The sequence below is a fragment of the Variovorax sp. GW458-11-26-14-LB1 genome, from assembly GCF_059423965.1.
This window is the reverse complement of the sequence record NZ_JBWKYW010000014.1, coordinates 40,845-66,192: the sequence shown is the minus strand read 5'-3', so window position 1 is coordinate 66,192 and position 25,348 is coordinate 40,845. Positions and strand designations below refer to the sequence as shown.

The following is a 25,348-nucleotide window of genomic DNA, read 5'->3' as shown; positions in this document are numbered from 1 at the left end:
CGCATGATCGATCTATCCCAAATCCCAGCGCCCAACGTCATCGAGCCGCTGGACTTCGAGTCGCTGCTCGCCGAGCGCAAGGCTGAACTGCTGGAAGCAATTCCCGAAGAACAGCGCGGAGCCATTCAGAGTGTGCTGTCGCTGGAATCCGAGCCACTGAACAAGTGGCTGCAGGTCAGCGCTTATCGCGAGATTCTGCTGCGCCAGCGTGTCAACGACGCGGCGCGCGCCGTGATGCTCGCCCATGCTGTAGACGGTGATCTCGACCAACTCGGCGCCAACTGGGGCGTCGTCCGCCTCGTTGTCACGCCGGCCGACGAGACGGCGCTGCCACCGGTCGAAGCCGTCATGGAAACCAATGCGGACTTCCGGCGCCGCATCCTGCTCAGACTGGAAGCCTTCACTACGGCCGGCAGCGAAGCCGCGTACATGTATCACGCGCTCTCTGCCAGCGGCCAAGTGCGCGACGTTTCTGTTGAAAGCCCCACGCCGGGCTATGTCGTGGTGTACGTGCTTTCGCGCGAGGGAGACGGAACGACGGGCGAGGAACTGCTCGAGAAGGTGCGCGGCGCTCTGTCCAGTCGGACGGTGCGGCCGCTGACGGACAACGTCAGCATCCTTTCTGCCAGCGTTGTGCACTACACCATCGAGGCGGAACTCATCGTCGATAGGGGAAGCGACTCGGAGGTCGTGCGGCAAGCCGCTCTGACCGCGACACAGGCCTATGCGGAAAGCGTGCATCGCCTCGATGCCGACCCCAGCATCAGCGGCAACTATCGGGCGCTGCATCAGCCTGGCGTGCTGCGCGCAGTGCTCGTCCAGCCGGAGGCTGACATCATGATGAGCGTCGGCCAGGCCGCCTACTGCGCGGGTATCGTCATCACGGCAACGATTGAAGAATGACCGACGCCGCCACTCTGCTGCCCAGCAGCGCTACTGCGCTTGAGCGAGCTGTCGCCGCGGCCGATGCGCGGATCTCCGATACGCCCACGCCGCTGCGCGACGTATGGAACCCCTACGCCTGCCCCGCCGATATCCTGCCCTGGCTCGCCTTCGCCTACTCGGTAGACGAATGGGACGAAACGTGGAACACGGACATCAAGCGCGAGGTGATCGCGCAATCTCTGGAGGTCAAGCGCACCAAAGGGACACCGGGCGGAGTGCAGCGCGCCTTGGAAGCCATGGGCTTACCAGTCCAGACACAGGAGTGGTTTCAGCAGAGCCCTGCCGGTGATCCGTACACCTTTCGCATTCGCATCGAGGCCGAGCAGACCGGCTTCCTCGCCAATCAACTCTCGCAGATCCGCCGCGTCGTGGACGCCTACAAGAACAAGCGCTCACACCTGGCGGGCGTCGACATCTTCGTGCGCACCACGGGAGGGCCGAGACCAGCATCAATCGTTCTCACGGGAACAGAAACGGCGGTCCGCGACGGAACGCCACGGTACGGCGATGGCATCAGCGCGCTGGACCTCATGGTGGACGGGGCGGTCAACGGATATGCCGAGACCGCAGCGGCCACCGATGAGTTGCGCGCCATTCTCAACGCCATGCCTTCCAAGCTCACCATTCCCACTGACCTATGACCTCACCAATCGACGGAAAGATCGTGCCCTTTGGCCAGGTCGTGGACAAGCTTCACGCGTTCCTGAACGCGGCCGCCGGCGACCTCGACACCGATGAAGGGCCGATGCCAAACCTACGCAAGCTCGCGAACGAGTTGCGGGGGATTGCGGCAGACACCGCCAGTGGGGCTGCCTATGCGATCGAGGATCGAATCTACCCGGGCGTCTACAGCACACCGCCCACCGCCAAGCCACACAGCGGACTGCCGCCTGAAGACGGTGATCGCTGCGTGATCCTTGTGGGCGGCGTCGCCTATGAGCATCTTCGGGTTGGGGGTGGATGGCTCATCCCGAACATCGATGCGGAAGGTCTGGCGTTGCCGGAGGGCGCGACGCGTGTCGGAACGCCTGACGGCACGGTGCAGGATGCGCTTGATGGGCGTGCAAAGAAGAGCGAACTGGCGTCGGCGGCCACGCTGCCGGCCTTCGCGTTCACCGCAGAAGAGGCGCAGCGGATCTTTGACAACTCTCTGCCTCTCACGGACTACGCCGAGTTACTGGCGTACGAGGGCCGAGCGACCGGCATCCGCCTTACGGGTGTGTACGTGACCGCAAAGCCCGACGGGAGAGTCGGGGTCTTTCAGTACAACCCGGCCGCGCCGAACGCCAGCAACGGCGGCACGCGTTTCGCTCACGCCTCGGGCGTCGGCGCGTGGGAGCGCCAGTTCTCGGGCGACATGCATTCCGCGTGGTTCGAAGCCGTCGGCGGCGGTATCGTGGATGACACCGCGGCCATGCAGGCGCTGCTCGATGCGGCCGCCGGCGGCTCTGCGGTCATAGATCCCGGGGTGTACAGGTGCACAGCAGGTCTGCTGCTGCGTGGCAATCTTTCCGGGCCGGGGGCAACGCTCAACTTTGTCGGCGAATCTATGGGGGGAGCTGCCAACGCGTGCATGTATCAGACGGCGCAGGGCGACATCACGGGCCTCACGATTGACGCCGCGGGCGTTCCGAATTGCCGCGCCGGGGTGTGGGTCAACGCTGACTTTCAGCAGACGCGCCCCTGCCGGTACGACCTCACCGTCAAGAACGTCTCCAACAACAGCAACGTGGAGCCGGCGTATGGGTTCATCGTCGTGCGGCTCTCGGGGTCACCGGTCCTCGATGGCGATTTCGATATCAAGGCAACGGTCATTGGCGTGCATGCGACGGCAAACGGAAACGTCGGAGACGCCGCAGGTGCCGCACGCGGGATCGGCGTCTCGTTCAACGGAGCGGGATGCAGGCCGCAGGTCAGAATCCGCGACTGCTACGTCGAAGGAATCACAAGCGGCCCATCCCCTTTTGGAGAGGACGCGGACGGTATCGGGCTGGTGCAGGTCGACCATGCAGCCGTCGGCGCGGGTGGCATCTTTCGAATTGAAAATTGCGTGGTCAAGGATTCGATGGGCCGCGGCTTCAAGGTGCAGGCGGCCAACGCGGTGGTGGATGGCTGCGTCGTAAATGGGCAGTGCTACGAAAGCTATGCGACCTTCTCCCCCAACACTCGGATCACGAATTCGAAGGCCTACAACTCCGGGGCGACCTGCATCTCGGTGAATGGCGTCAACTGCGTCATTTCCGGCTTCTACGGCGACAGCACCAGCTTTGCGCCATTGCGCATTTACCCGGCGGCGGACAACACGCAGGTATCCGACAGCACCTTCGTATACAACGCTGCCATTCCGACCGACAAGACCCTGAGAGCGTGCGTTTTCGCCGAGAACGCCGTGTCTCTTTCGAAGGTCGTGATCAAGAACACGTTCGGCCAAGGCACAGGGGTTCGGTGCCTGGGCGCCACCAACCTGAAGCTGTCCAACTGCGATATCAGCGGAGTGGAATACGGCGTCGCCTTTGAGACCACGTCGACGGGCACCGTATCCATCGAGAGCAGTTCTATCGTTGCCGCAGTCGATGGTGTCTTCCGCGCGGGCAACTCAGCGTTAGTCGTGAACCTCAAAGGGACCACCGTCGTCGCTGGCGGGCGCGGCGTCAACCTGTATCACTCCAGCGGCAATGCGTCAGCCATCGGCCGCATCAGCAACTGCACCATCTCCGCTGGAACGGATGGCATCACGAGTGGCGTCGGCTCTAGCATCAAGAACAGTCGCGTCACGTCGACGGCAGCACCCGGAACCTCGACCGGCCAGGGCATTTCGATGCTGAACGACACCGAGGCCATCGGGAACACGGTCAGCTTCTTCAAGTACAACTACAACTACAGCAACACGACCACCGCTGTCGTCATGAGCAACGTATCGATCCAGGCAGTGACGAACGCGTATCTCAAGAACGCTTACACCTCCTTTGCCGAGGCTGACAACTTCATGCGATGAGTGAACCGTCGTGGGCTGGCGTCCGATGGCGTCGCTCGCGAGGTGAATGCCGTGCTCGCCACCTGCACACATGCAGGCCCTCGCGCACACGAGAAGACCTCGGCACATTAGGTGCATGGCATTCACCAGCATCCACACCACGCACGGACTGCGCGAAACAGCGCGGGCTATTGCGACCAGCTCGCAGATCGAGTTGGTGGAAGTGGTCATTGGCGACGGGGGCGGCAACCCGATCACGCCGAACGTAGAAATGATTGCGCTCGTTCGAGAGCGTTGGCGCGGCGCCATCAACCGTGTCTACCCGGACCCGGTTGACCCCACGCTCTACATCGCCGAAGCGCTCATACCCGCAGCAGCCGGCGGCTGGACCATCCGCGAAGGCGGTCTCATCGACAGCACCGGCGCACTGTTCACCGTCTGCAACCTGCCTGACAGCTACAAGCCGCTGCCCAGTGAAGGAACGGCCAGCGACATCACCATCCGCATCGCCTTTCAACCGGGCAATGCGGACACGGTCGTGCTGCAGATCGACCCCAACGTCACCATCGCCACGCAAAGCTGGGTGATCAACTACACCACCGGGGCCACTGTCTTCCCGGGTGGCTTCACGGGCCAGGTGCTCACGAAGCAAAGCAATGCTGACGGGGATGCAGATTGGCAGGACATCGACGCCATCAATGTCACCGTCGACACCATCGAAGAAACCCAAACCCTCGCCGACCTGCAAACCGTCATTGACCTCACTGCAACGACCACGCGCGGCTTGGCCGTGTACATCGACGGCGTGCGGCTGCGTGCAGACGAGTGGACCAAAGACCCGACGATTGCCAGCCGGCTGACGCTGGCTGTGAGCTATCCCGCAGGCACCAAGCTCATCGCCGCGCAGAACGAGCCCACCGGCAACGCGCCAGATCCGCTGCTGCGCAGCAAAAACCTGTCTGACCTCGACAACGCCCCCACTGCGCGCGCCAACCTCGGCGTCTACAGCAAGGCCGAGTCAGATCGCGCCGGCCCCATCGGCATGCCGGCGCACTGGCCGACGGCGAACCTTCCCGCGGGCTGGGTCATCCGCAACGGTGCCGCCCTAAGTCGCGCCGCCTTTCCGGCGCTGTTTGCCGTACTGGGCACCTTCTACGGCGAGGGCGACGGCTTCACCACCTTCAACGTGCCTGATGATCGTGGCCACTTCGACGGCGGCGCGGACATGGGGCGCGGGCTCGACCCGGCCATGGCGCTCGGCGTCAGGATCGACAGCCAGAACAAAATGCACTGGCACAGCGTGACCATGGAGAACGCCGGATGGCATGACCATGCGGTATCGGTCAAGCCGGGCGGCAGACACTCGCACCAGCTCAACACCTCAAGCGTTTTCTACAACGCGACGGGCGGGCCGCTCCCGTTCCCCGCCACCCTCGGCGCCGGCGCCGGAATCGTCAGCTCGGGCACCACCGAAGCGGGCGACCACGGACACGAAGCCACTGCATCTCCGAACGGCTTGCACAAGCACACGGCCACGGCCAACCCGTCCGGCGAAGCCCATGCGCGCCCCAACACCCGCTCCTACGTGCCCATCATTCGCGCCCTCTGAACATGCCCAACACCTTCGACCCAGCCGACCGCGTACCGGCCTACCAGCTGAACGGCGCCGGGCTGTTCATCGACGTGGTGCCGGCGCTCGAATCCATCGCCGATTCCGAGCGCGGCCAGGGCATCTATCACGTGCCGAGTGGCGCGGTCATCGACCCGATGCCCGAAGGCTGGATGACCGTCACGCGCAACGATGCCGGCTTCTACACCTGCTTCGTGCATTGGCCAGACGACAAATGGCCTCGCCACAACGGGCATGCGTGGGAACTGGTTGCACGCCCCGCCGCCACGATCACCGCCGCACCCAGCGCCGCTGAAAAGCTCGCTGCCTTCCTCGCTTCCAACCCCGACGTCTCGGCCCTCATCGACGCCACCACTTCCCATCAGGAGTAGCTACCTATGTCCACCGAATATCACCACGGCGTACGCGTCTTCGAAGTCGACGAAGGCGGCGCCACCATCCGTGTCGTGTCGACGGCCATCATCGGCATCGTCGCCACGGCGCCAGCTGCCGACATCGAGGCGTTCCCGCTCAACACGCCTGTGCTGCTGACCAACCCGGCCGGCAGCGTCGGCAAGGCCGGCGCCACTGGCACCTTGGCGCAAGCGCTCAAGGCCATCAGCCAGCAGGCGCAGGCGCTCACCATCGTCGTGCGCGTCGAGCCAGGCGTCGACGCTGCAGCTACCACCAGCAACGTCATCGGCACGACCACCGCGGCCGGCCAGAAGACCGGGCTGCAGGCACTGCTTGCGGCGCAGGGCCAGCTGGGCGTCAAGCCGCGGATCATCGGCGCGCCGGGCCTGGACACCGAAGCCGTCGCCGTCGAGATCGGCACCGTTGCAGAGCAGCTGCGCGGCTTTGGCTACGTCGCAGCGCGCAAGGAAGACGGCATGGCCTACGCCACGACGAAGGAAGAAGCCACCGCGTACCGCGCTACCTTCGGCAAGCGCGAACTGATGATCATCTGGCCGAATTTCCTGGCCTGGAACATCACCACCAATGAAGCCGACGCGGTGCCTGCCACGGCCTACGCGCTGGGCCTGCGCGCCAAGCTCGACCAGCAGATCGGCTGGCACAAGACGCTGTCCAACATCGTGGTCAACGGCCCGCAGGGCATGACCAGCGACGTCTTCTTCGACCTGCAGAGCCCGAGCAGCGACACCACCTACCTCAACAGCCTCGAAGTCACCACCATCGTCAACCGCAGCGGCTACCGCTTCTGGGGCAACCGCACGACCGAGGCACAAGGCGGAAAGTTCTTCTTCGAGAACTACACCCGCACCGCGCAGGTGCTGGCCGACACGATGGCCGAGGCGCACTTCAGCTTCGTCGACAAGCCGATGCACCCGAGCCTGGTGAAAGACATGCTCGCCAGCATCAACGCCAAGGGCCGTGACCTCGTCAACGGTGGCTATCTCATCGGCTTCGAAGCCTTCCTGAATCCGGATCTCAATCCGAAGGAAGAGCTGGCCCAGGGTCGGCTGCGCATCAGCTACCGCTACACGCCCGTGCCGCCGCTGGAAGACCTGGGCTTCAACCAGACCATCACCGACGACTTCCTCGCCAACTTCGCCGCAGCCGTCCAGGCCGCGTGATCGACACACCGCACACCGCATAGGAGCACACCATGGGCATGCCCAAGAAACTCAAGAACTTCGCTCTCTTCGGCGACGGCGAAAGCTGGGTCGGCGAGATCCCGAGCACCACCCTGCCCACCATCACCAAGAAGATGGAGGAATACCGCGCGGGCGGCATGCACGGCCCGGTGGAAGTGGACCTCGGCCACGAGAAGCTGGAACTCGGCATCAAGGCCGGCGGCCTCAAGACCCAACTGATTGCGATGCTCGGCAGTCAGACCGTCGGCGCCAACGTGTTCCGTTTCGCCGGTGCCTACCAAGATGACGCCACGGGCTTGGTCAGTGCGGTCGAGGTGATCGCCCGCGGCCGGCTGCGCGAGTGGAACCCGAACGAAGCGCAGGCCGGCGAGAACAACGACCACGACTTCACCGTCTCGCTGAGCTACTACAAGGTCACCGTCGACGGCGCGGACCTGCTCGAGATCGATGTGCCCGGGATGGTGTTCAAGGTCGGCGGGTCCGACGTCTACAGCGCCATTCGCCTCGCCATCGGCATGGGCGTCTCGCTCTGAAGCCCAGGCCACCGCACACGCCCGCCGCCCAACCTCCCACCCTCTGAGACTCCACCATGAACCACGCCCACCAGACCGCCGACGCCGGCAGCCACGATCTCGGCCGCAACGACCACCACCATGACGTCAGCGTCCCTGGCGCCGGCGCGCACATGCAAACGATCCCCGTCGCGGCGCCCCCCGCGCCGGCCGCCATCGTCCCCAACACCATCACGCTTGACGTGCCGATCCAGCGAGGGAGCACCACCATCGCCGAGATCACCCTGCGCAAGCCGAACGCGGGCGAGCTGCGCGGCCTGTCGCTGCAGCGCTTGCACCAGGCCGACGCCGATGAACTGCTCAAGCTGCTGCCGCGCATCACGCTGCCCAGCCTGACGCCGCACGAATGCGCGCAGCTCGACCCGGCCGACCTTTCCGAAGCCGGGGGCGTGGTCATCAGTTTTTTGCTGAAGAAAGCAGTACGGGACGCGGTCTTGTCGACCACGTAGAAGACGCCATGGATGACCTGGCGTTCGTCTTCCACTGGCGGCCGGTCGACATGGAAAGCATGAGCCTGGCCGAGCTGATGGATCGGCGCGAGGGCGCCCGCCGCCGCTACGCCCCGAGCAAGCACGACGACTGACACACACGCATCACCACCGCCATGGCATCCCCGCTCACCCTCAAGCTCATCCTGGCCGGGGCCGCCAAGGCGGCTGCGGAACTCAAGCCGCTCGACCAGCAGAGCCGCGCCGCGGCGGCCGGGCTGAAGCAGGCGCGCGACGCGCTCAAGATGCTGAACGCCCAGGCTGCACAGGTCACGGGTCTGCGCAAGCACCAGGCCGAGCTGGCCAGCCAGGGCAACGCCTTGAAGGTGCTGCGCACCAACCTCGATAGCGTCACGCGCACCTACGGCGCCAACAGCGACCAGGCGCGAGCGCTGCAGGCGCAGGTCGACAAGGCCACCGCCTCTTATGACAAGCAACGGCGCTCACTGATCCAGCTGCGCACCGCAGCCACCGCCAGCGGCATCCAGAACCTCACGGCCGATCAGAGCCGGCTGCGCAGCGAGATCACGTCGACCAACACCAGCATCGCGCAGCAGAAGGCGCGGCTCGAAGCCCTGGCCAATGTCAGCGCGCGCAAGGCGCAGCTACGCCAGGGCTTCAACAACACACGCGCCACGGCTGGCCATCTGGCCATGGCGGGCGCCAGCGGCTTGGCCACGGGCTACGGCGTGCGCCGCGCCGTTACCGAGCCGCTGAATCAGATCCGCGAGTTCGACACCAGCACGACGCGGATTGCGGCGCTCGGTCTGAAGCCGGAAGACACGGCCAAGGCCATCGAGTACGCCAAGCGAATGAAGACCTTCGGCACCAGCATGAATGACAACATGGGGTTGATGCTGGACGCCACGACCGCCTTTGCTGACGTGCACCACGCCGAGATGGTCATGCCGACGCTGGCCAAGATGAAATTCGCCAACAAGGCCGTCTTCGGCGCCGAGAACGGGCAGGAGAACGAAGCCAAGTTCATGGACATGCTGAAGGTCATCGAGGCGCGCAACGGCCTGAACAGCGAAGCCGACTTCATCAAGCAGGCCGACATGGTCCAGCGCGTCATCACGGCCACCGGTGGACGCGTGGACTCAACGCAGTGGCTCGACTTCCTCAAGACCGGCGGCCTGGCCGCGCGCGGCCTGCGCGACGATGCCATGTACTACCAGCTGGAGCCGCTGGTGCAGGCGATGGGCGGCAACCGCGTGGGCACGGCGACGATGTCGGCCTACCAGAACGTGTACCAGGGCAAGACGACGAAGCGGGCGGCCAACATGATGGAATCACTCGGCCTGATCGCCGACCCGTCCAAGGTCACGCACGACAAGGCCGGCCAGATCGCGCAGCTCGGCGTCGGTGCGATCAAGGGCGCGGAGCTATTCCAGAAGAGCCAATTCGAATGGATGGAAAAGGTGCTACTGCCCACGCTGGCAGAGAAAGGCATCACCGGCGAGAAGCAGGTTCTCGACGCCATCGGCGGCATCTTCAGCAACCGCACGGCCTCGGGTCTGTTCGGGATGATGTTCCAGATGCGCGAGCAGATCCACAAGAACGCCAAGCTCAACGCCGGCGCGTTTGGCATCGATCAGCTCGACGCCAGCGCGCGCAACGCGCTCAGCGGTCGCGAGGTGGAAACCATGGCTCGTTACCACGACGCCATGAAGGAAGCGGGGCAGGCGATCCTGCCCACCTATCTAAGTCTGCTTGAGACGGTGACCAGTGCCATGCAGGGCGTCAGCAACTTCGCGCGCGAGAACCCCATGCTTGCCTCCTTCATTGGCAAGGCCGTGCTGTGGGTTGGTCTGCTAGCCGCGGGCTTCGGCGCGCTCAGCTTGGGCGCTGCTGCGCTGCTCGGTCCTTTCGCCGTGGTGCGCTACGGCCTCGGCCTGTTCGGCATCAAGGCGGCCGTGCTGTCGCCCGTGCTTGGGCTGCTCACGCGCACGCTCGGATTCGCGGCGTCGGCAGTAATGTGGCTCGGTCGCGCGCTGCTGATGAATCCCATCGGCCTCGCGGTGACAGGCATCGCCGCTGCAGCGTTTCTGATCTACAAGTTCTGGGGGCCGATCAGCGGGTTTTTCATCGGGCTATGGGACCGTGTCAAGACCGCCTTCTCGTCGTTCTGGCAATACCTTGGGGGATCGATTCCCGCCGCACTGGCGACCGTGAGCGCGGCGATCCTCAACTGGTCGCCCATCGGGCTCTTTTATCGGGCCTTCGCTGCCGTGATGCAGTGGTTCGGCGTCGAGCTGCCTGCGAAGTTCACGACCTTCGGCGGGCAGATGATGCAAGGCATGGTCAACGGCATCACCACCGCGCTCAGCGTGGTGCGCGAGGCCATCAGCGGCGCGGCCGAATCCACGGTCAACTGGTTCAAGGAAAAGCTCGGCATCCGCAGCCCGTCGCGCGTGTTCATGGAAGCCGGCGACAACATCGTCGAGGGAGCAGCCATCGGCATCGACCGCAGCCGTCCGATGCTTCGGGCCGCGGCGCTCGGCCTCGCCGGTGCCGCAGCCGGGGCCATGCCTGCGATGGCCGGCGACTTTCCGCTCGCGGCCGGCAGCTTCGACAGCCGCCCGCCCCTTTCCGCCTCCGCTTCTGGTCGTGCGGGCGCCGGCGTGGTGGTGCAGGGCGACACCATCACCATCCACATCACCGCGGCGCCCGGCGCCGATGCGCCAGCCCTCGCCCGAGCTATCCGCGCAGAGCTGGACAGGCGCGATGCCGACAAGCGGGCCCGCATGCGCGGTTCCTTCATCGACTACGACAACTGATCGCTGCCATGCTGTGCCTCGGCCTCTTCGTCTTCACCCTCGATACCTTGAGCTATCAGGAGCTGCAGCGCCGCAGCAGCTGGAAGCACGCGTCGCAGGCGCTCGTCGGTGCCCGCAACGCCATGCAGTACCTGGGGCCGGGCGACGACATCATCACGCTCAATGGCGTGGTGATTCCCGAATTCGCAGGCATGCCCGCCAGCCTCACGGTGCTGCGCCTCATGGCCGACCAGGGCGCGGCCTGGGTGCTGGTCGAAGGCACCGGCACCATCTACGGTGCGTTCGTCATCACCGAGCTGCAGGAAACCCGCACGCTCTTCCATTCCAACGGCGAGGCGCGCCGCATCGAGTTCAGCGTCACGCTGCAGCGCGTGGACCAAGACGAGAAGGAAGTCGCACAGCAGCTGATCTCCGACGCCATGGGCGACCTGGGCGCCATCCTGCAGGACGCGAGCGGCACGCTCGGCCAGGCGCTGGGCGTGAGCGGCGACTGAGCGAATGTCCGACGTCGACACCATCGCCGGCACGCTGCCCACCGTCACCGTCAGCGGCGCCAGCAACTACGGCCGGCGCCCCGCCGCGCACCTCACGCCGATCTGGCGCATCACGGTCAACGGCTCCAACGTGTCGGAGCGCATCCAGCCGCGCTTCGTCAGCCTGACCATCACCGATGACCGGGCCAACGATGCCGACGAGATCGAACTCGTCGTCAGCGACCACGACGGCGCCGTCGAGCTGCCGGCCACCGGCGACACGGTAGAAGTCGCCATCGGATGGCGCGCAGAGCCTGCCGCGGCGCCGTATCGCCAGTTCACCACCGAAGACATGGGCTTTCCGGTTGGGTTGATCGACAAAGGCCGGTACACCGTGCAGGCAGTGGAGTACGCCGGCACGCCCGACACCATCACCATCCGCGCCAGGGCGGCCAACCTGCTCGACACCTTGCGCGGATTGCGCGACCAGTCCTGGCACGACACCACGGTCGGCGCCATCGTCAGCAGCGTGGCCAAGCGCAATGGGATCGAAACCGTCGTCGACAAGGCCGTGGGGGCGCGCAAGGTCAAGCACGCCGACCAGCTCAGTGAGTCTGACGCCTCATTTCTGCGCCGCCTCGCGCAGACCTACGACTGCCTCTGCACCGTGAAGGGCGGCAAACTGCTCTTCAGCCAGGCGCGCGCTGCGCGCACGGCAAGCGGCAAGGTGCTCGCGCCCGTGGTCATCACGCGGCAGGACGGCGATCAACACCGCTGGAGCCGCGCCGACCGGGACGCATACAGCGGCGTGCGCGCGATGTACACCAACATCAAGACCGGGACCCGCAGCGCCGTCGTTGCAGGCATCAGCGGCCGAGCGAAGGAACTGCGCACCACCTTCGCGAGCGAAGCGGACGCCTTGGCGGCTGCGCGGGCCGAATGGCTGCGCATCCAGCGCGGGATCTTCGACTTCGAGATCACCCTCGCCTACGGCCGCGCCGACATCACGCCGCAGCGCCCCGCGCGCGTGGCGGGCTACAAGCGGCAGATCGATGAGACGCCGTGGATCGTTGCCCGCGTGCGGCACACGCTCGACGGCGGCGGCTACGTCAGTCAGCTCACGCTCGAGACCGAACAGGCTGAAGGCGTCGAAGGGCAGGAAGGCGCGGGGGAGGAGTGAAGAGAAAGATCGCGCTCAAGCCCGGGACGGTAAGACTTCGGCACCGAAGCGGCGTTCGCTGAGCTGGTACAGGCGACTGCGCCGTCGTGAACAAGAGCCCCTGCCGCTTCGGCCGCAGGGGCTTTTTTTGCTGGGCTGTGGGTGTTTAAATCCAGCGCGCGCAGTGAGAAAAAAGTGCGCCCCTATCTCTTCACATTTATTCTTATTTATGCGCGTAGAAATTGTTGCGAACTATTTGTCTCTTGAGAAAGGGATGAACTTTGATTTTCCTGAATTCACAGTTCTTACTGGAGTGAATGGGAGCGGGAAATCGCAGCTTCTGCAGGCAATGACTGCGACACAGAACGCCGTGGTCGAAGATATCGAACCTAGTTCTATTGCGCACATTCTGCAGGAACAGTTCTTACTGAATGACGAGCATCCGCAGCAGGGTACGCAACTCGCCGAAGAGAGAGCCGGTATGTACGCGGAGTGGAGGGAGACCGAGGGCAGGTTTCCAAGAATTTTGAAATTGAGGCAAAACCTGGGAGACGATTACCCAGAGATTGAAAAAAAATTGAGGCAATCCAGAGGGTCGTATGCAGAGTACTTGTGGAATTCCGGCCAAGTAGATTTGGCCAAGGTACTCCATGAAGAGGAGTCATTCACTCGATTGACAAGGCGGGCAGAATTTCTGGAGTTTCTGCAATTTATTCCATGTAGCCCGGACTGTGTGACTGAGCAGGACTTTTACACATATTGGCCAACTCATGGTGCAAATTCCGTGACATTGCCAAATCGTCTTTCGTTGATGATGTGGGACTATTACCTAAAGCAGTTTAGAAATGACATGGCAGGTTTCCATGCCGCCAATGGGTTGCCACAAACGGTCGACTATTTGCCGCCGGATCAGTTTGAGAATATACACGGGCCAAAGCCATGGGATTTGCTGAATTCCATTATTGAGGGATTCGGCGGAATTAAATACAAAGCCAGCTCTCCCGAAGGCGTGGACCCATTTGGACGATTTGAGTTAAAGCTGACCCACAAAGATAATCCAAAGATTGAAATCAAGTTTTCATCGCTTTCTTCTGGCGAGAAGACGATGCTGGCCTTGGCAGGCATCTTGTACAAGGGAAAAACTGGGGGAAAATTTCCTAAGCTCGTACTGCTTGACGAGGTGGATAGTTCTCTGCATCCATCGATGGTTAGTGGGCTTATTCGCGTGATCGAGGATGTCCTTATTCCTCGTGGGACCAAAGTGATATTGGTGACTCACTCTCCAACCACGGTTGCTATAGCGCCAGAAATTTCCTTGTATCAGATGCTGCCCTCAGGACCTGATCGAATAAGGAAAATAGAACGCAGTGCAGCGGTGTCATTGCTGACGGAGGGTTTTGCCACTTTGGAGCAAGGCCTAACAATATTTGATGAGGCAGCAAGCTACAAGGTTTCGATCATCACCGAGGGGAAGAACAATGCTTTGATTTCAAAAGCATTGGTTTATTTTGGTCTCGAAAAGGAGGTTGGTATCTTGCGAGGAATGGATGGGCATACTGGAACGGGCCAAATTGGCACGCTATTCAATTTCTTTGCCAGAATTCCGCACAAATCATCCCAAGTGGTGTGTCTGATGGACCCGGAGGTGAAACCCGAGGTTCCTCCTGAACGGGGGGACACACACTGGATTATTCTTCCCGAAAATCGCAACAACATATACGTTTCGCGAGGCATAGAAAATTGTTTCGACCCTAAGCTTTTGGAGGGATTTTTGATTGACAGGTGGAATGAAAAAAAGGGAGAAGCAATTAAAAAATTCGATCCAGATAAGAAGACAGATTTTGTTGAATTTATTTGCGCCAGAGGCGTCCACGAGGATTTCTCTTGGTTTGAGCCAATTGCAGTCAAGCTCAAAGAGCTGATCGGCCGAATGGCTTGAGTCAGACCATGCCTCTGAATTTGCCTTCATCGATGACGGCGATGCCATGCGCCTCGGCCTGCGCAAGCTGCTGCCGGCCTGCCAGATTTCCGGTCACCACGTAGTCCACCGTGCGACTGATCCTGAAGCGGACATCCATGTCTGCAGCTTCAGCCAATTCAGCGAGTTCGGCAAACTGGTTCGCGCCGAAGCCTGCGAAGAAAACCGCAGTCTGCCAACCAGGCCGACGCACACGGCCTGCTTCTGCTTGTTCGGCAACAAAGCTGCTGACTTCAAGCGACAACGCCGGGCGACCAAGGCGTCGATACATCTCTGCTGGAGAAATCAGCTCACCAGTAGCCATGATCGTCACAGACCCCTGAATTCTGTCCAAGCGGAAGGTTCGCAACGCACGCGCCACGCTGCAATGACCTTCGACGTACTCGCTGTGACCTTCAAAGCCGTGATGCTCGACCCGAACGGTTCGGCGACTCTCTGTACCGTCCGACTTTCGATATGTGAATGCGAAGGTGTTCTCGGCGGGATGCTCGTCGGTCTGCTGCTGCGATGCGACTGTCCGAGGCTGAGGCGCAGCGTCTGCTTTGCCGACGACTTCCGGCGCCGCTGGTTTCTTCGTGCCGCCCGTCAGGAAATCGTCGGTCGTCACGCGCCAAAGCCCGAAGAGCACCAGCAGGCAGGCAAACAGAAACACAAGCCGGCCAATGAGCGCTATTCCTGGGGCGGCAACCATGGCCAACACCAGCAACGCAAGCACTGCGACGAAGATGCCTGATGCGGCGGCAAGGCAATGGGCCGGCAGGGAACGCCAACCGCGCCGCAAAAGCGCTGCACGGGTGCGACGCCAACCCCAGGTGCAACCTGCGACCGTCACGACCAAGAACGTCAGCACCCAAGCGGTTTGCATTCGGTAGACCCTACTCCGCCGCGTCGGTCGCGGCGTCCCTCATCGCTATCAGCACCCAACGCGCGAGCGTTGCGACTGCCCACCCCCAACTACCCGTTGGCCCTTTTCGGCTGCGGTTGCGCGAGCGCATCAAGAACGCTGCGCGCGGCGGCACGCCCACGTTCGTCTGCTGCTTCGTAGTTGTCCAAAAGCGCGGCTTCCTCGTGCGTCACCGTCCGCACCACGCTGCCTTCTGGGGGCACATCGGCCGCAGACGTGCGCACGCCCGTGAAAAGAAAACCGACATCCACGCCGCACGTTCCAACACGAGAGAGGTAGTCCGCATCGGGCGCGCGCTTGCCGTTCTCGTAATTGGACTGAGCGTTCAGCTTCACGCCGCCCACCGTTGCCAGATCCTCCTGGGACAACCCAAGGCGCTTGCGTTCCTCTCTGAGCCGAGAAGGAAAATCACTCATTTGGATAAATACCTGTTGAACTTCATCCAATCGAGTGATAAAGTCCGCCGCACACACAAATTAACCCGTTCGGATATTAATCGCATGGCCCACCCTGCCCGCCGCCGTGGTCGTCCGGAGCTACCCCCGGAGATTCGCATCGTCAACGAAGCGCCCATCGCGATGCGGCTGGCACCAGCCGAGAAAGAACGCACCCTGCAGTACGCCGCCAGCGAAGGTCGATCACTCGGCAACTTCGCGCGCCGCGTGTACCTCAAGGGCCTCGCGCAATATGAAGCCGAGCTGTCCAACGCCGGCCGCGCCTCGACCTGAATCCCCATCACCTGACCCCTCCTTTGCCCGAAGGACTTTCGACGATGTACCCCGATCCCAAGCGCATCCGCGACAACCGCCTCACCGTGCGTTTCGACGACTATGAGGAAAAGCTGCTGCGCGCCCTGGCCGACTACCTGGGCGAGCAGCCCACGACGTTGATCCGCGAGCTGGCCCTGCGCCAGGCCGAAGAGCTGCTCGGCGTCAGCCGTGAGCCTTTGGCCGACGGCAGTCTGCCCCGCACCGCGGTTTAAAGCCAGTCGCTCAAAAGCGGCTTGCAGCCAGCCTTAGCCCCGCCGAATGTCTGACGAAAAGATGACGTGCTTCCACCAGATCAACCTGACCGACGCCGAGCACGCAGTGTTCGAACGGGTGCGCCGGGCGCAGGGACTGGACAGCGTCGAAGACGTGGTGGTGTGGCTTGCCAAGGTGCGTTTGCGCAAGGGCGTGGAGCACGTCACCGGCCGCCGCCGCGGGCCGCGTTTGGTCACATCAGGAGGAAAGCCGCAATGAACGCGTGCCAACACGAGCAGGCGGCTGACGCCAGCAACCGCTACATGCGCATCACCATCGAGTGCCCGCACTGCGGCACGCGCTGCGTGGCATGCGACAGCCGCGCGATGAGCAAGACCATGCGCGAGATCACCTACCGCTGCCGCAACTGGCAATGCGGTTTCACCGGTGTCGCCACGCTGGAATTTCAGCGCGTGCTGGTGCTCTCCAGCATCCCTGCGGCAGACGTTTCGCTGCCGCTTTCGCGGCACATCCGCCGCGGCCAGCTTGCCCTGCAGCTGGCAGACGAAGGCAACGTCGCCGACGACGAAGCCTCCTATCTCGCGAATCTGCACACGCCCGTGAGCGATTGGGGCGTCAGCAGCGCCATGCCCGCCGCCCCGCCGGACTGATCTAGTCCCCGCGCCCGCCGGCGCACCGCCCTCCCCGACTCACTGCCACGCGCCTTTTTCAAGGCGTGCGGCCCTTCTCACGCCTTTTTTCCGTCACAGGAGCCGAAGTCATGTCCCTCACCGCCCGCCGCTTCACCGACAAGCCTGTGCAACGCATCGACGTTCCCAAGCTGGCGAAAGTTACACGCGAAGAGGCAGAGCGCCTGCCGCTGCTGGATCGCGTGCTGCTGCAGGAGCACGAGCGACACGCCGCCCGGCTGGCGGACATCCGGCGCGTGGCCGACAAGCTGGCCGCGCTCGACCCCATCGTGCGCGCCGCCCGCGCCGACGGTGCCTATCTCGACGTCACCGAAGTGCGCCTGGGCTACGCGAGCCACCGTCTCGGCCGCTATGGGCGCCGTGTCAACGCCGTCGTGCTGAGGGCCGGCGACACCTTTTCGAGCTGGCGCGACCCCAAGACACAGAACGCGGTCGCCAATGCGCTGCTGGCCGCCGGTTGGCGCGTGGTCGACGTCCATGCAGACGGTTCGGAGATTTCCCGCGACCGCGTCATCTTCATGCACGGACAGCGCGCGGTCGAAACCAGCTGCATGCGGCAGTGGGTCGTCGATGCGATCGAGGCCGGCCACATCACGGCCGCCACGCAGGGCCGCCACCCCGCAACAGATACCGGCACGCCGCTGAACGCTGCCAACGCGGGCGCCGCTCGCACCGCATGCGCTTCCTGATGGCATGGACTGCGCCGAGACGCCCGAACACCACGAGTTCCACGGCCAGGCCAAGCCACCACCGCCCATTCCCGATGGCAAACCGAACCCGTTCTATGCCCGCCACGCGGCCAAGCTCGCGAAGCTGCGCGAAGAGTGCGTCGTCATCGCTTTCGGCCAGCGGCGCGCGCTGCTGGAAGAGGACGAATGGCGGGCTCTGCCGCTCATGCTGCGCTTCTTCGTGCTCACCGAGGCCGGCATGGCCGACCCGGATGACGCGTTGCGGCGAGGCTGGCGCGAGTTCCCCGATGCCGAGCGGAGCGCGATCCGCGCAACGCTGCGCGCGTGGATTCGCGACCTTGATGCGCTCAGCGTTTTGACGCTGTAGGCACCCCATGCGTCTCGTCACCGCACGCCCTGCCACCCCCGATCCAGTCTTCTGGATGCGGCTTCGCTCCAGCCTTCCGAACGACCAGCACGTCGTGAAGGTCGCCCGCCGAATGGATGCGCGCTTGCGCAAGGAACTGCCGCCGCAGTGGGTGCCTGCGTTCGACGTGATCATGCCGCTCAAGCCCTCGGTGAAGGCCATGGGTGCGGACTGGGTCAGCTGGAACCTGGGGCGCGTCGATGCCATGCGTGCCTTCGAGCACGAGCACCAGGACATCCTGCACTGGACGGTGGGAGACGGCGAGGTGTGTGCGCGTGCGCGGCGCTGCGCCAATGCGCTCGACGACATGCTCAACGGCCACGCGTTGCCGATGAGCAAGCAGGACAGGCTCGACATCGTGCTCGACTACTGCGAGCGCATCGGTGTGGAAAAGCCGGTTGCAACGACGCCCGAGGGGCTGATCGCGCGCGCGGTGAATGAGCAATGGTGGCGCCGCGCCTTACGCAAGAAGGTGGCGCGCACGGTTGAGCATGCGGCCATCAAGCTGGGCGTGGTGCACCACAAGAACGGTGGCTATGCCAGCGACGAAGCATGCCGCCGGCGCTTCGACCAAAACAAGCGCAATGCCGATTTGCTGAAGCGCGTGAAGATGCGCAACGAAGCCGGCCAGGTCTACAGCCTGTCCGAGCTGGCCGCGCTCTCGCCAAGCAATCGTGACATCCGCCGCGGCGAGCTGATGACGCGCATTCGCGGCTGCGAGGAATTCGCCGACGCCAACGGGCATCACGGGCTGTTCCTCACGCTTACCTGCCCGAGCCGGTTCCATGCGGTGCTGTCGGGCGGGAAGTCGCGTTGGTCCAAGCCGTCGCGCAACAACAAGTACGAAGGCGACTCCCCGCGCGATGCACAGCAGTGGCTGTGCCGCATGTGGGCCAAGGCCCGCGCCAAAATGGCACGCAAGGGCGTGGCGGCTTATGGCTTCCGCGTGGCAGAGCCGCACCACGACGGATGCCCGCACTGGCACGCGCTGCTGTGGTTCACCACGCCCGAGCAGGCCCAGCTGGCGAAAGAGATCATCAGCGGCTACTGGCTCAGCGATGCGGGCGACGAGCCGGGCGCCGTGCGCAACCGGTGCAAGTTCATCGCCATGACGCGCGGTGGCGCCGCTGGTTATGTCGCCAAGTACGTGGCCAAGAACATCGGCGCGGAGGATGGCGGCGATGCCGGCGTCGGCCAGCACACCGACACCATCGACGGCTTCGAGCACGTCATGGACACGCGCGAGTTCAAGGGCTGGCAGCGCGTGGATGCCTGGGCCAGCACCTGGGGCATCCGGCAGTTCCAAGCCATCGGACAGCCGAGCGTGACGGTGTGGCGCGAAATGCGCCGTGTCACGAAAGACCAGATCGACCGCGCACAGCTGCGCCTCGACTTCGGTGACGCCGCCGCCGTGAAGGCATGGTGGGCATGCCACAAGCACGGCGACCTGCAGGCATCGTGGGAGCGGTACGTGGGTGCCCAGGGCGGCATGTGCCGCAAGCGCCGCGAGTGGATGCTTCGCACCGCCGTGCGGGTCAACGAAGGCTGCAAGAACGTCTATGACGAAACCATCACGCGCAAGACCGTGGTGGGCGTCGAAACGAAGGCCGGAAACTGGCTCGTGAGCCGTCGGCAGTCGTGGGCTTCCTGCGCCGGCGAAGCCGCGCAGGACAAGGCCCAGCGCGAAGCGATGGGCCGCCCTTGGACTCGTTTCAATAACTGTACGGCCCGCCTCACGCGCGAGCCGCTGCGGCAGCTCATGCAGGGTGATCGGCCGTGGGCCAAGCCCTTCGATTCGGAAGAAATCCTGCCGCTGGAGCCATTCCGGCCCGCCCGAGCAGGGCGGCGAACACCGACAGCGCCACCGAACGAGCAGATCCACGTCATCGACGGCGAGCGCACGACCTTCCGCATGCCCGATGCGGGCATCGCCGCAGCCGCGGCACTGATTCGCCAGGCCGAAGTGCGCCCAGTTGCGCCCGCAGCGCCGGCGCCCCGCGCCATCGATGACGCCTCGTCACCCGAGTTCGCCGCCTTGATCGCTCGCGTCAAGGCTTCCGCCCCCCGCCTGCGCGCCCTCGCGGCAGCTGGCCACTGATCCACCACCAACCGGAGCCGCACCACCATGCCACGCACCACCACCGCCGCGGTCGTACAGATCGCACAGCACAAGCCCTATGCGCCGCCACTGGCGCACAAGGTGCACATCACCGCGCCCTACTCGCCAGCCTGCGCCACCGACGTGCGCGCCACCATCGAGCGCGTGCGCGGCCTGCTCGCGAGTCAGGCCGCCGGCCGGCGCAAGCCGCGGCGCGCGGACGCGCTGGCCATCCAGCAGGCCGACATGTTCCCGTCGACGGTCCTGCGCATCGTTGCCCAACAGCAGCGGAGGGCGGCATGAGCGGAATTCGAACAAGCCAGCCGGTGGCGTTGATCCGCGGCGGCAACGGCCTGGACATCGACACCTTCGCCGACGAACTTGATTGCGTTCTGCGGCTCGTCAACAACGGGAGCCTCGGGCGTGGTGTCGATCCCAAAGCCATCGGCTGGGGAAGCGCCGCCCACAAGCAGGCACTGCAGCGCGTCAACGAAAAGGTCCAGACCGTGATCGCGGACATCGCCGAACAAGATCGGCGCGACCTGCTGTCACAGCAAGGCGACGGCGAATGAACGCGCACCGCCTCAACCACCACGACATCCAGGCCGTCAAGTCCTTCGAGGACCGGGCCAGGAAGAAGGCACGCGGCAAGCGCATCGCCGACCGCATCACGCTGCTGGGCTGCGCGCTGGCCGTGCTGGCGCTGCTGGTGCCCGTCTTCGCCGGATGGGCAACGCGATGAGCGCCGCGCAGCACACGCCCTCCCGCCCACGGACGCACCAGCTCATCACGCCCTTCCGAGCCTGCCAGCTCTGCACGCACTCCACCACCTGTGGAGAGCGTCTGCTGTGCGACAGCCCTGCAGCACGGCAGGCGGGCCGGCCGGAAGCGCTCGACGTCGCGCGCTCGACGGACGGCAGCTGCGGCCCGAACGCGCGGCACCTTGACATGCCTGGCTGGCACTGAGCGACCGCGCCGCGATGCCGTCCGTGATCGAGCCCACCGACCAGCAGCTGCGCGACGCGTGCGAGCGCATGGCGCGCCGCTTCCGGTGGACGGACAGCTTTGAGACGGTGATGCAGGACGCCTGCCGCAGCCGGCTCGTGCGTCTTGCGGTTGCCCATCCGAGCGCGGCCGGATTCGCGGCAGCTCGCGCGCCTCGGCTCTTCGCCCGGCGCCTGCCAGCCACCGCGCTGCCCCTCTTCGACAGAAAGCGCGCCGCCTCGGGCGAGTGCGACGACGACTGACCACCAACCCTTTCACCACGCCCTAACCCATGACCAACCAACTTGCTCCCGACTTCATCGGCGTCGACCTCGCGCACGGCAATGACATGACGTTCGCTCAGCCACTTCCAGCTTTGCATCGCGTCTACATCGCAGGGCCAATGACGGGCTACGCTGAGCTCAACTTTCCGGCGTTTCGCGCGGAAGCCAGCGCGCTGCGCCGCGTGGGCCTCGAAGTCGTCAACCCCGCCGAGATCAACATCGACCCCAGCACCGGCTGGAGCGCGTGCATGCGCGCCGACATCGCCCAGCTCGTCACGTGCGACCGCATCCATCTTCTGCCCGGTTGGTCGCGAAGCAAGGGGGCGTCGCTGGAGCATCACATCGGGCGTGCCCTGGGCCTGCTTGTCACCCTGGCCGAAGGCGCCGAGGCCATGCCCGAGCACTTCAGCTTCGCGGGAAGCGTCGACGACTTCGTGAGCCAGTTCCTCAACCACGCCGTCCAGGCAGAGGATGAGGGCGGAATCCGGGCTTCGGCGGCAGTGACAAAAGTCAGCCACGAAGCTGCGCTCGCCATCTGCGAGAAGGTGGCCGGCTACCACCAGGCACAGCTGAAATCTGTCCTCGCCGCTCACGGCTATCACACGGCGGTCACGCAGGCCCACGGTTACCAGTACCTCGGTGCCCGTCGTTGCATCGAGGCCATCCGCGCCGCCGCTCGTTTGGAGGGCTGAGCCATGCCGAAGAAGACTCTGAAGCTCTGCCCGCTCGCTCAACACATCGTCAAGATGCTGGCCGAGTCCGGCCGCCCTGGCCACGGTCCGACGTACGCCTGCAGCAAGGCGCACGAGCTGCACGGGCGCACTACGAACGATGTGCTCGTGTGGGCGAGCCATCAGCTCGACAGCACGAACCGTGGCGCCATCGCTGACGCGATTGGAAAGACATCGGGCTGGACCATCGATGCGGCCGACTTGGCCGCGGCGGCCCGAGTCGAGAAAGCGCTCGGCGCGCTGCCGGTGCTCAACCTGCAGGAGCTGCTGTCGTGAGCCGCGGGAAAGTGCGCAACCGGCGCGAGCTGTGCCGCAGTCATCCGGTAGCTACCGCCGTCGCCAAAGCGCAGATGGCCAGCCACATGACCACGGTCAGCATCGCCATCTACATGACGGCCGACGGCGAGCCGGCGCGCGATCTGCTCGCGCACCTGGGTTGGGTCATCGGCATCGGCGCCGAGATCGCGGCCGTTGTCGCGCCAGGGCTGGCACAGGCGAAGCGCCTGCATGCCGCGCTTCGCACCGTCGTCCAGCTGAGCATCGACAACGCCTGGCAGGCGGCGCAGGCCGGCGTGCTGTCGGACGCGGCCACCGAAGCGAAAGACCTGCTGATCGCACACGCCGGCATCGGCTTCGACCTCATCCCCAGCGGCGACTACATCGCCGGCCGCATCCGCGACGGCGTCGCGTCTCTCGCAGACGTGGCCGGCGCCGAGATCTATTCCACCGAATCCAAAGGAGTCACCGCATGAGTGAACTGATCTTCTTCATCGCCGGCCTGCTAATCGGCGGCGTCATCGGCGCCGGCACGATCTGCATCCTCGTGGTCGGGAGGGACAAAGCATGCTGATGTCCACGACTACCGAGATCCGACACGGCCACCTCTTCTGTGGCCTGGGCGGCGGCGCCAAGGGCTTCAATGCAGCGCGGCCAATCATCGGCACCCAGCGCGCTCGCTTCCGCTGCGTTGGCGGAATCGATAACGACCCCGCGGCCATTCGCGACTTCACGCGAGCGGCTGGTGTTGCCGGCACCGTGCTCGACATGTTCGACCGAAGCCAGTACAGCGACTTTCACGGTGCAGAGCCCGCGGCCGACTGGCGCGAGGCCACGCCGGCGGATATCCACGCAGCCTTTCACAACGAACGGCCGCACATCGTTTTTCTGTCCGCACCGTGCAAGGGATTCAGCGGGCTGCTGTCCGAGGGCAAGAGCAAGACGGACAAGTACCAGGCGCTCAACCGTCTGACGTTGCGCGGCATCTGGCTGCTGCTGGAAGCCTACAAACACGACCCGGTCGAAATGCTGCTCTTCGAGAACGTGCCCCGCATCGCGACCCGCGGCCGGCATCTGCTCGACCAGATCGGCGACTTGCTCCGCGCCTACGGGTATGCCGTCGCCGAAACAACGCACGACTGCGGCGAGCTGGCCGGCCTTGCACAGAGTCGCAAGCGGTTCCTGCTCGTGGCCCGCCATCTCGAGAAGGTGCCGCCGTTCCTGTACGAGCCGGCGAAGAAGCAGCTGCGTGCGGTTGGCGATGTGCTGGGCCGCATGCTGCTGCCCGGCGACATGCGCGCAGGCCCGATGCATCGTGTGCCGTCACTGCAGTGGAAGACGTGGGTGCGGCTGGCTTTCGTCGAGGCCGGAAGCGACTGGCGCAGCTTGAACAAGCTGGCGATCGAGGACGGGCACTTGCGCGACTACATGATCGAGCCCGCCATGCAGGCGGCTGCATTCGCGCCGGCTGACCCGCGGTTTGAACAGTCGTCGAAGTGGACCGACGGGCAAGCCTATGGTGTGCGGCGCTGGGGCGACACGAGTGGGACGATTGGCGGACAGCAGAACCCAGGCCAGGGGGCCTACTGCATCGCCGATCCGCGCCACACCGGGCCGGCCAAGCACAGCAACGAATTCCGCATCGTCCCGTGGAACCGCGCCAGCCTCGCGATCACGAGCGCGCACGGCACCGGCCAGGGCGTCGCAGATCCGAGGCAATCCGGCGAGGCTTTCGCAAAGTACGCAGTGACGGCCTACGAACAAGCTGCCGGCACCGTCATCAGCGGCAGCACCACGGGACAAGGCGCGTTCGCGGTAGCCGATCCACGCAGCGGCATGCAACGTGGCAAGGGAGACAACTACCTGACCGCTGGGCACTATGGGGTGACGGCGTGGTCCGGGCCGGCTGGCGCTGTCAGCGCTGCCGCTGGGCACGACAACGGCCGGTGGAGTGTTGCCGACCCGCGCATCCCAGCCGCAGCCGACAAGGTGCTGTGCCGCATCCAGGCGCTCGATGGTACCTGGCACCGCCCGTTCACAACGCTGGAGCTTGCGGCGCTGCAGTCGTTGGTCGACCCTGAAGAGCAGCTGGAGTTGGACGGCCTGAGCGATCAGGCATGGCGCGAGCGCATCGGCAACGCTGTGCCGCCGGCCGCTGCTACTGCCATCGCCGAAGAGATGGGCCGCACGCTCATGCTCGCGTGGAGCGGCGAGACATTCGCACTGAGCAGCGCCCCGATCTGGGTGCGCAACGTGGCGGTCGCGTTGAGCGTGGCGCGAGGCCACGAATGAGCGAGATCGTCACCAGCTGGATTCTGGGCATTGCTTGGCTGGCGGGGGCCGTGCTCGCCAAGGGCTTCTGGTCCACCGTGTTCGCGGTCACGGTTCCGTTTTGGGCGTGGTATCTCGTGATCGAACGCGCCCTCGCCGCTTTGGGATGGTTGCCATGAAGACGCGCCCAGTGTTCAGCCTCAACCGACGATGCAGCGCCGCGATGCGTCGCATAGCTGCGTTCGTCGACCAGCGCGTCGAGGCCGAGAAGGCGCTCATGGCATCTGACTTTCAGCGACTGCGCGACATCCGTGGCCTGCCACCGGTGACGCTCGATCCGAAGGGGCCGACCCAGTGAGCCGCGGTTCGGCTGACGGAAGCCCGCCGCCCCGCCTGGCGGGCGCGGCTACTATCCGCCCCGAAACAGACCGAACGGGCG

Annotated in this window: 32 protein-coding genes; 30 read left to right on the top strand and 2 right to left on the bottom strand. The window is 64.5% G+C overall.

The genetic code is table 11. The features are described from left to right. Positions 1-3: 3 nt before the first annotated feature. The 13 genes from AC07YS_RS12060 (at position 4) to AC07YS_RS12000 (ending at position 14,555) form a co-directional block, all read left to right on the top strand. Positions 4-903: a baseplate assembly protein gene (locus AC07YS_RS12060; protein WP_495267957.1), complete on the top strand. Its 900-nt coding sequence runs from the start codon at positions 4-6 to the stop codon at positions 901-903. Then, positions 900-1,586, top strand: coding sequence for a phage tail protein I (locus AC07YS_RS12055; protein ID WP_495267958.1), 687 nt, complete (start codon positions 900-902; stop codon positions 1,584-1,586). Before AC07YS_RS12060 ends, AC07YS_RS12055 begins: the two co-directional genes overlap by 4 nt. Further along, on the top strand, positions 1,583-3,940 hold the full coding sequence (locus tag AC07YS_RS12050) for a hypothetical protein (protein ID WP_495267959.1): 2,358 nt from the start codon (positions 1,583-1,585) through the stop codon (positions 3,938-3,940). Before AC07YS_RS12055 ends, AC07YS_RS12050 begins: the two co-directional genes overlap by 4 nt. A gap of 115 nt (positions 3,941-4,055) precedes the next feature. Next, complete coding sequence (locus AC07YS_RS12045; RefSeq protein WP_495267960.1) at positions 4,056-5,528, top strand: phage tail-collar fiber domain-containing protein; 1,473 nt, start codon at positions 4,056-4,058, stop codon at positions 5,526-5,528. Positions 5,529-5,530: 2 nt separating this feature from the next. Beyond that, on the top strand, positions 5,531-5,920 hold the full coding sequence (locus AC07YS_RS12040; RefSeq protein WP_495267961.1) for a hypothetical protein: 390 nt from the start codon (positions 5,531-5,533) through the stop codon (positions 5,918-5,920). 6 nt (positions 5,921-5,926) lie between these two features. Beyond that, positions 5,927-7,123, top strand: coding sequence for a phage tail sheath protein (locus tag AC07YS_RS12035; RefSeq protein ID WP_495267962.1), 1,197 nt, complete (start codon positions 5,927-5,929; stop codon positions 7,121-7,123). A gap of 32 nt (positions 7,124-7,155) precedes the next feature. Then, positions 7,156-7,677: a phage major tail tube protein gene (locus AC07YS_RS12030; RefSeq protein WP_487847533.1), complete on the top strand. Its 522-nt coding sequence runs from the start codon at positions 7,156-7,158 to the stop codon at positions 7,675-7,677. A gap of 56 nt (positions 7,678-7,733) precedes the next feature. Further along, positions 7,734-8,165, top strand: a complete 432-nt coding sequence (locus AC07YS_RS12025) for a phage tail assembly protein (protein WP_495267963.1) — start codon at positions 7,734-7,736, stop codon at positions 8,163-8,165. An 8-nt stretch (positions 8,166-8,173) separates the two neighbouring features. Beyond that, complete coding sequence (locus AC07YS_RS12020; protein ID WP_447779378.1) at positions 8,174-8,299, top strand: GpE family phage tail protein; 126 nt, start codon at positions 8,174-8,176, stop codon at positions 8,297-8,299. 21 nt (positions 8,300-8,320) lie between these two features. Further along, positions 8,321-10,984, top strand: coding sequence for a phage tail tape measure protein (locus AC07YS_RS12015; RefSeq protein ID WP_495267964.1), 2,664 nt, complete (start codon positions 8,321-8,323; stop codon positions 10,982-10,984). Between the two features lie 8 nt (positions 10,985-10,992). Next, on the top strand, positions 10,993-11,478 hold the full coding sequence (locus AC07YS_RS12010) for a phage tail protein (RefSeq protein WP_495267965.1): 486 nt from the start codon (positions 10,993-10,995) through the stop codon (positions 11,476-11,478). A gap of 4 nt (positions 11,479-11,482) precedes the next feature. Further along, complete coding sequence (locus AC07YS_RS12005) at positions 11,483-12,637, top strand: contractile injection system protein, VgrG/Pvc8 family (protein WP_495267966.1); 1,155 nt, start codon at positions 11,483-11,485, stop codon at positions 12,635-12,637. 253 nt (positions 12,638-12,890) lie between these two features. Beyond that, positions 12,891-14,555 carry an AAA family ATPase gene (locus AC07YS_RS12000; protein ID WP_495267967.1) on the top strand — a complete coding sequence of 555 codons (1,665 nt, stop codon included), beginning with the start codon at positions 12,891-12,893 and terminating at the stop codon, positions 14,553-14,555. A gap of 1 nt (position 14,556) precedes the next feature. Here AC07YS_RS12000 and AC07YS_RS11995 read toward each other — a convergent pair whose 3' ends face one another. After that, on the bottom strand, positions 14,557-15,459 hold the full coding sequence (locus AC07YS_RS11995) for a WYL domain-containing protein (RefSeq protein ID WP_495267968.1): 903 nt from the start codon (positions 15,457-15,459) through the stop codon (positions 14,557-14,559). A gap of 89 nt (positions 15,460-15,548) precedes the next feature. After that, a complete protein-coding gene (locus AC07YS_RS11990; protein WP_495267969.1) occupies positions 15,549-15,914 on the bottom strand; it encodes a helix-turn-helix domain-containing protein in 366 nt (121 codons plus the stop codon). A gap of 84 nt (positions 15,915-15,998) precedes the next feature. Here AC07YS_RS11990 and AC07YS_RS11985 point away from each other — a divergent pair, with 84 nt between their 5' ends. The 17 genes from AC07YS_RS11985 (at position 15,999) to AC07YS_RS11905 (ending at position 25,267) form a co-directional block, all read left to right on the top strand. Beyond that, positions 15,999-16,226: a hypothetical protein gene (locus AC07YS_RS11985; protein WP_495267970.1), complete on the top strand. Its 228-nt coding sequence runs from the start codon at positions 15,999-16,001 to the stop codon at positions 16,224-16,226. Positions 16,227-16,270: 44 nt separating this feature from the next. Beyond that, entirely contained in the window at positions 16,271-16,480 is a 210-nt protein-coding gene (locus AC07YS_RS11980) for a hypothetical protein (RefSeq protein ID WP_447779391.1), read from the top strand. A gap of 46 nt (positions 16,481-16,526) precedes the next feature. Next, positions 16,527-16,739: a hypothetical protein gene (locus AC07YS_RS11975; protein ID WP_492737325.1), complete on the top strand. Its 213-nt coding sequence runs from the start codon at positions 16,527-16,529 to the stop codon at positions 16,737-16,739. A 44-nt stretch (positions 16,740-16,783) separates the two neighbouring features. After that, complete coding sequence (locus AC07YS_RS11970) at positions 16,784-17,131, top strand: Ogr/Delta-like zinc finger protein (RefSeq protein ID WP_495267971.1); 348 nt, start codon at positions 16,784-16,786, stop codon at positions 17,129-17,131. Between the two features lie 110 nt (positions 17,132-17,241). After that, the gene (locus AC07YS_RS11965) at positions 17,242-17,859 is read left to right on the top strand and encodes a hypothetical protein (RefSeq protein WP_495267972.1); all 618 of its coding nucleotides are present in this window, start codon (positions 17,242-17,244) and stop codon (positions 17,857-17,859) included. A gap of 4 nt (positions 17,860-17,863) precedes the next feature. Further along, the gene (locus tag AC07YS_RS11960; RefSeq protein ID WP_495267973.1) at positions 17,864-18,226 is read left to right on the top strand and encodes a hypothetical protein; all 363 of its coding nucleotides are present in this window, start codon (positions 17,864-17,866) and stop codon (positions 18,224-18,226) included. Positions 18,227-18,281: 55 nt separating this feature from the next. Then, positions 18,282-20,363, top strand: coding sequence for a replication endonuclease (locus tag AC07YS_RS11955; RefSeq protein WP_495275712.1), 2,082 nt, complete (start codon positions 18,282-18,284; stop codon positions 20,361-20,363). Between the two features lie 27 nt (positions 20,364-20,390). Then, positions 20,391-20,666 carry a hypothetical protein gene (locus AC07YS_RS11950; protein ID WP_495267975.1) on the top strand — a complete coding sequence of 92 codons (276 nt, stop codon included), beginning with the start codon at positions 20,391-20,393 and terminating at the stop codon, positions 20,664-20,666. Further along, a complete protein-coding gene (locus AC07YS_RS11945; RefSeq protein ID WP_495267976.1) occupies positions 20,663-20,935 on the top strand; it encodes a hypothetical protein in 273 nt (90 codons plus the stop codon). Before AC07YS_RS11950 ends, AC07YS_RS11945 begins: the two co-directional genes overlap by 4 nt. After that, the gene (locus AC07YS_RS11940; protein WP_495267977.1) at positions 20,932-21,105 is read left to right on the top strand and encodes a hypothetical protein; all 174 of its coding nucleotides are present in this window, start codon (positions 20,932-20,934) and stop codon (positions 21,103-21,105) included. The genes AC07YS_RS11945 and AC07YS_RS11940 overlap by 4 nt, the downstream gene beginning before the upstream one ends. Before the next feature lie 238 nt (positions 21,106-21,343). Continuing rightward, positions 21,344-21,610, top strand: coding sequence for a hypothetical protein (locus tag AC07YS_RS11935; RefSeq protein ID WP_495267978.1), 267 nt, complete (start codon positions 21,344-21,346; stop codon positions 21,608-21,610). Positions 21,611-21,639: 29 nt separating this feature from the next. After that, complete coding sequence (locus AC07YS_RS11930) at positions 21,640-22,323, top strand: DUF4406 domain-containing protein (protein ID WP_495267979.1); 684 nt, start codon at positions 21,640-21,642, stop codon at positions 22,321-22,323. A 3-nt stretch (positions 22,324-22,326) separates the two neighbouring features. Next, positions 22,327-22,638 (top strand): hypothetical protein, encoded by a 312-nt coding sequence (locus AC07YS_RS11925; protein ID WP_492737342.1) that lies wholly within the window; start codon positions 22,327-22,329, stop codon positions 22,636-22,638. After that, positions 22,635-23,114: a hypothetical protein gene (locus AC07YS_RS11920; RefSeq protein WP_492737344.1), complete on the top strand. Its 480-nt coding sequence runs from the start codon at positions 22,635-22,637 to the stop codon at positions 23,112-23,114. Before AC07YS_RS11925 ends, AC07YS_RS11920 begins: the two co-directional genes overlap by 4 nt. A 91-nt stretch (positions 23,115-23,205) precedes the next feature. Continuing rightward, complete coding sequence (locus tag AC07YS_RS11915) at positions 23,206-24,930, top strand: DNA cytosine methyltransferase (protein WP_495267980.1); 1,725 nt, start codon at positions 23,206-23,208, stop codon at positions 24,928-24,930. After that, the gene (locus AC07YS_RS11910; RefSeq protein ID WP_495267981.1) at positions 24,927-25,088 is read left to right on the top strand and encodes a hypothetical protein; all 162 of its coding nucleotides are present in this window, start codon (positions 24,927-24,929) and stop codon (positions 25,086-25,088) included. Before AC07YS_RS11915 ends, AC07YS_RS11910 begins: the two co-directional genes overlap by 4 nt. After that, a complete protein-coding gene (locus AC07YS_RS11905; RefSeq protein ID WP_495267982.1) occupies positions 25,085-25,267 on the top strand; it encodes a hypothetical protein in 183 nt (60 codons plus the stop codon). Before AC07YS_RS11910 ends, AC07YS_RS11905 begins: the two co-directional genes overlap by 4 nt. The last annotated feature ends 81 nt before the right edge of the window (positions 25,268-25,348 follow it).

Coding starts and splice junctions, on each gene's coding strand:
- AC07YS_RS12060 (WP_495267957.1), top strand. CDS start 4: ATGATCGATCTATCCCAAATCCCAGCGCCCAACGTCATCGAGCCGCTG.
- AC07YS_RS12055 (WP_495267958.1), top strand. CDS start 900: ATGACCGACGCCGCCACTCTGCTGCCCAGCAGCGCTACTGCGCTTGAG.
- AC07YS_RS12050 (WP_495267959.1), top strand. CDS start 1,583: ATGACCTCACCAATCGACGGAAAGATCGTGCCCTTTGGCCAGGTCGTG.
- AC07YS_RS12045 (WP_495267960.1), top strand. CDS start 4,056: ATGGCATTCACCAGCATCCACACCACGCACGGACTGCGCGAAACAGCG.
- AC07YS_RS12040 (WP_495267961.1), top strand. CDS start 5,531: ATGCCCAACACCTTCGACCCAGCCGACCGCGTACCGGCCTACCAGCTG.
- AC07YS_RS12035 (WP_495267962.1), top strand. CDS start 5,927: ATGTCCACCGAATATCACCACGGCGTACGCGTCTTCGAAGTCGACGAA.
- AC07YS_RS12030 (WP_487847533.1), top strand. CDS start 7,156: ATGGGCATGCCCAAGAAACTCAAGAACTTCGCTCTCTTCGGCGACGGC.
- AC07YS_RS12025 (WP_495267963.1), top strand. CDS start 7,734: ATGAACCACGCCCACCAGACCGCCGACGCCGGCAGCCACGATCTCGGC.
- AC07YS_RS12020 (WP_447779378.1), top strand. CDS start 8,174: ATGGATGACCTGGCGTTCGTCTTCCACTGGCGGCCGGTCGACATGGAA.
- AC07YS_RS12015 (WP_495267964.1), top strand. CDS start 8,321: ATGGCATCCCCGCTCACCCTCAAGCTCATCCTGGCCGGGGCCGCCAAG.
- AC07YS_RS12010 (WP_495267965.1), top strand. CDS start 10,993: ATGCTGTGCCTCGGCCTCTTCGTCTTCACCCTCGATACCTTGAGCTAT.
- AC07YS_RS12005 (WP_495267966.1), top strand. CDS start 11,483: ATGTCCGACGTCGACACCATCGCCGGCACGCTGCCCACCGTCACCGTC.
- AC07YS_RS12000 (WP_495267967.1), top strand. CDS start 12,891: ATGAACTTTGATTTTCCTGAATTCACAGTTCTTACTGGAGTGAATGGG.
- AC07YS_RS11995 (WP_495267968.1), bottom strand. CDS start 15,459: ATGCAAACCGCTTGGGTGCTGACGTTCTTGGTCGTGACGGTCGCAGGT.
- AC07YS_RS11990 (WP_495267969.1), bottom strand. CDS start 15,914: ATGAGTGATTTTCCTTCTCGGCTCAGAGAGGAACGCAAGCGCCTTGGG.
- AC07YS_RS11985 (WP_495267970.1), top strand. CDS start 15,999: ATGGCCCACCCTGCCCGCCGCCGTGGTCGTCCGGAGCTACCCCCGGAG.
- AC07YS_RS11980 (WP_447779391.1), top strand. CDS start 16,271: ATGTACCCCGATCCCAAGCGCATCCGCGACAACCGCCTCACCGTGCGT.
- AC07YS_RS11975 (WP_492737325.1), top strand. CDS start 16,527: ATGTCTGACGAAAAGATGACGTGCTTCCACCAGATCAACCTGACCGAC.
- AC07YS_RS11970 (WP_495267971.1), top strand. CDS start 16,784: ATGCGCATCACCATCGAGTGCCCGCACTGCGGCACGCGCTGCGTGGCA.
- AC07YS_RS11965 (WP_495267972.1), top strand. CDS start 17,242: ATGTCCCTCACCGCCCGCCGCTTCACCGACAAGCCTGTGCAACGCATC.
- AC07YS_RS11960 (WP_495267973.1), top strand. CDS start 17,864: ATGGACTGCGCCGAGACGCCCGAACACCACGAGTTCCACGGCCAGGCC.
- AC07YS_RS11955 (WP_495275712.1), top strand. CDS start 18,282: ATGCGGCTTCGCTCCAGCCTTCCGAACGACCAGCACGTCGTGAAGGTC.
- AC07YS_RS11950 (WP_495267975.1), top strand. CDS start 20,391: ATGCCACGCACCACCACCGCCGCGGTCGTACAGATCGCACAGCACAAG.
- AC07YS_RS11945 (WP_495267976.1), top strand. CDS start 20,663: ATGAGCGGAATTCGAACAAGCCAGCCGGTGGCGTTGATCCGCGGCGGC.
- AC07YS_RS11940 (WP_495267977.1), top strand. CDS start 20,932: ATGAACGCGCACCGCCTCAACCACCACGACATCCAGGCCGTCAAGTCC.
- AC07YS_RS11935 (WP_495267978.1), top strand. CDS start 21,344: ATGCCGTCCGTGATCGAGCCCACCGACCAGCAGCTGCGCGACGCGTGC.
- AC07YS_RS11930 (WP_495267979.1), top strand. CDS start 21,640: ATGACCAACCAACTTGCTCCCGACTTCATCGGCGTCGACCTCGCGCAC.
- AC07YS_RS11925 (WP_492737342.1), top strand. CDS start 22,327: ATGCCGAAGAAGACTCTGAAGCTCTGCCCGCTCGCTCAACACATCGTC.
- AC07YS_RS11915 (WP_495267980.1), top strand. CDS start 23,206: ATGCTGATGTCCACGACTACCGAGATCCGACACGGCCACCTCTTCTGT.
- AC07YS_RS11910 (WP_495267981.1), top strand. CDS start 24,927: ATGAGCGAGATCGTCACCAGCTGGATTCTGGGCATTGCTTGGCTGGCG.
- AC07YS_RS11905 (WP_495267982.1), top strand. CDS start 25,085: ATGAAGACGCGCCCAGTGTTCAGCCTCAACCGACGATGCAGCGCCGCG.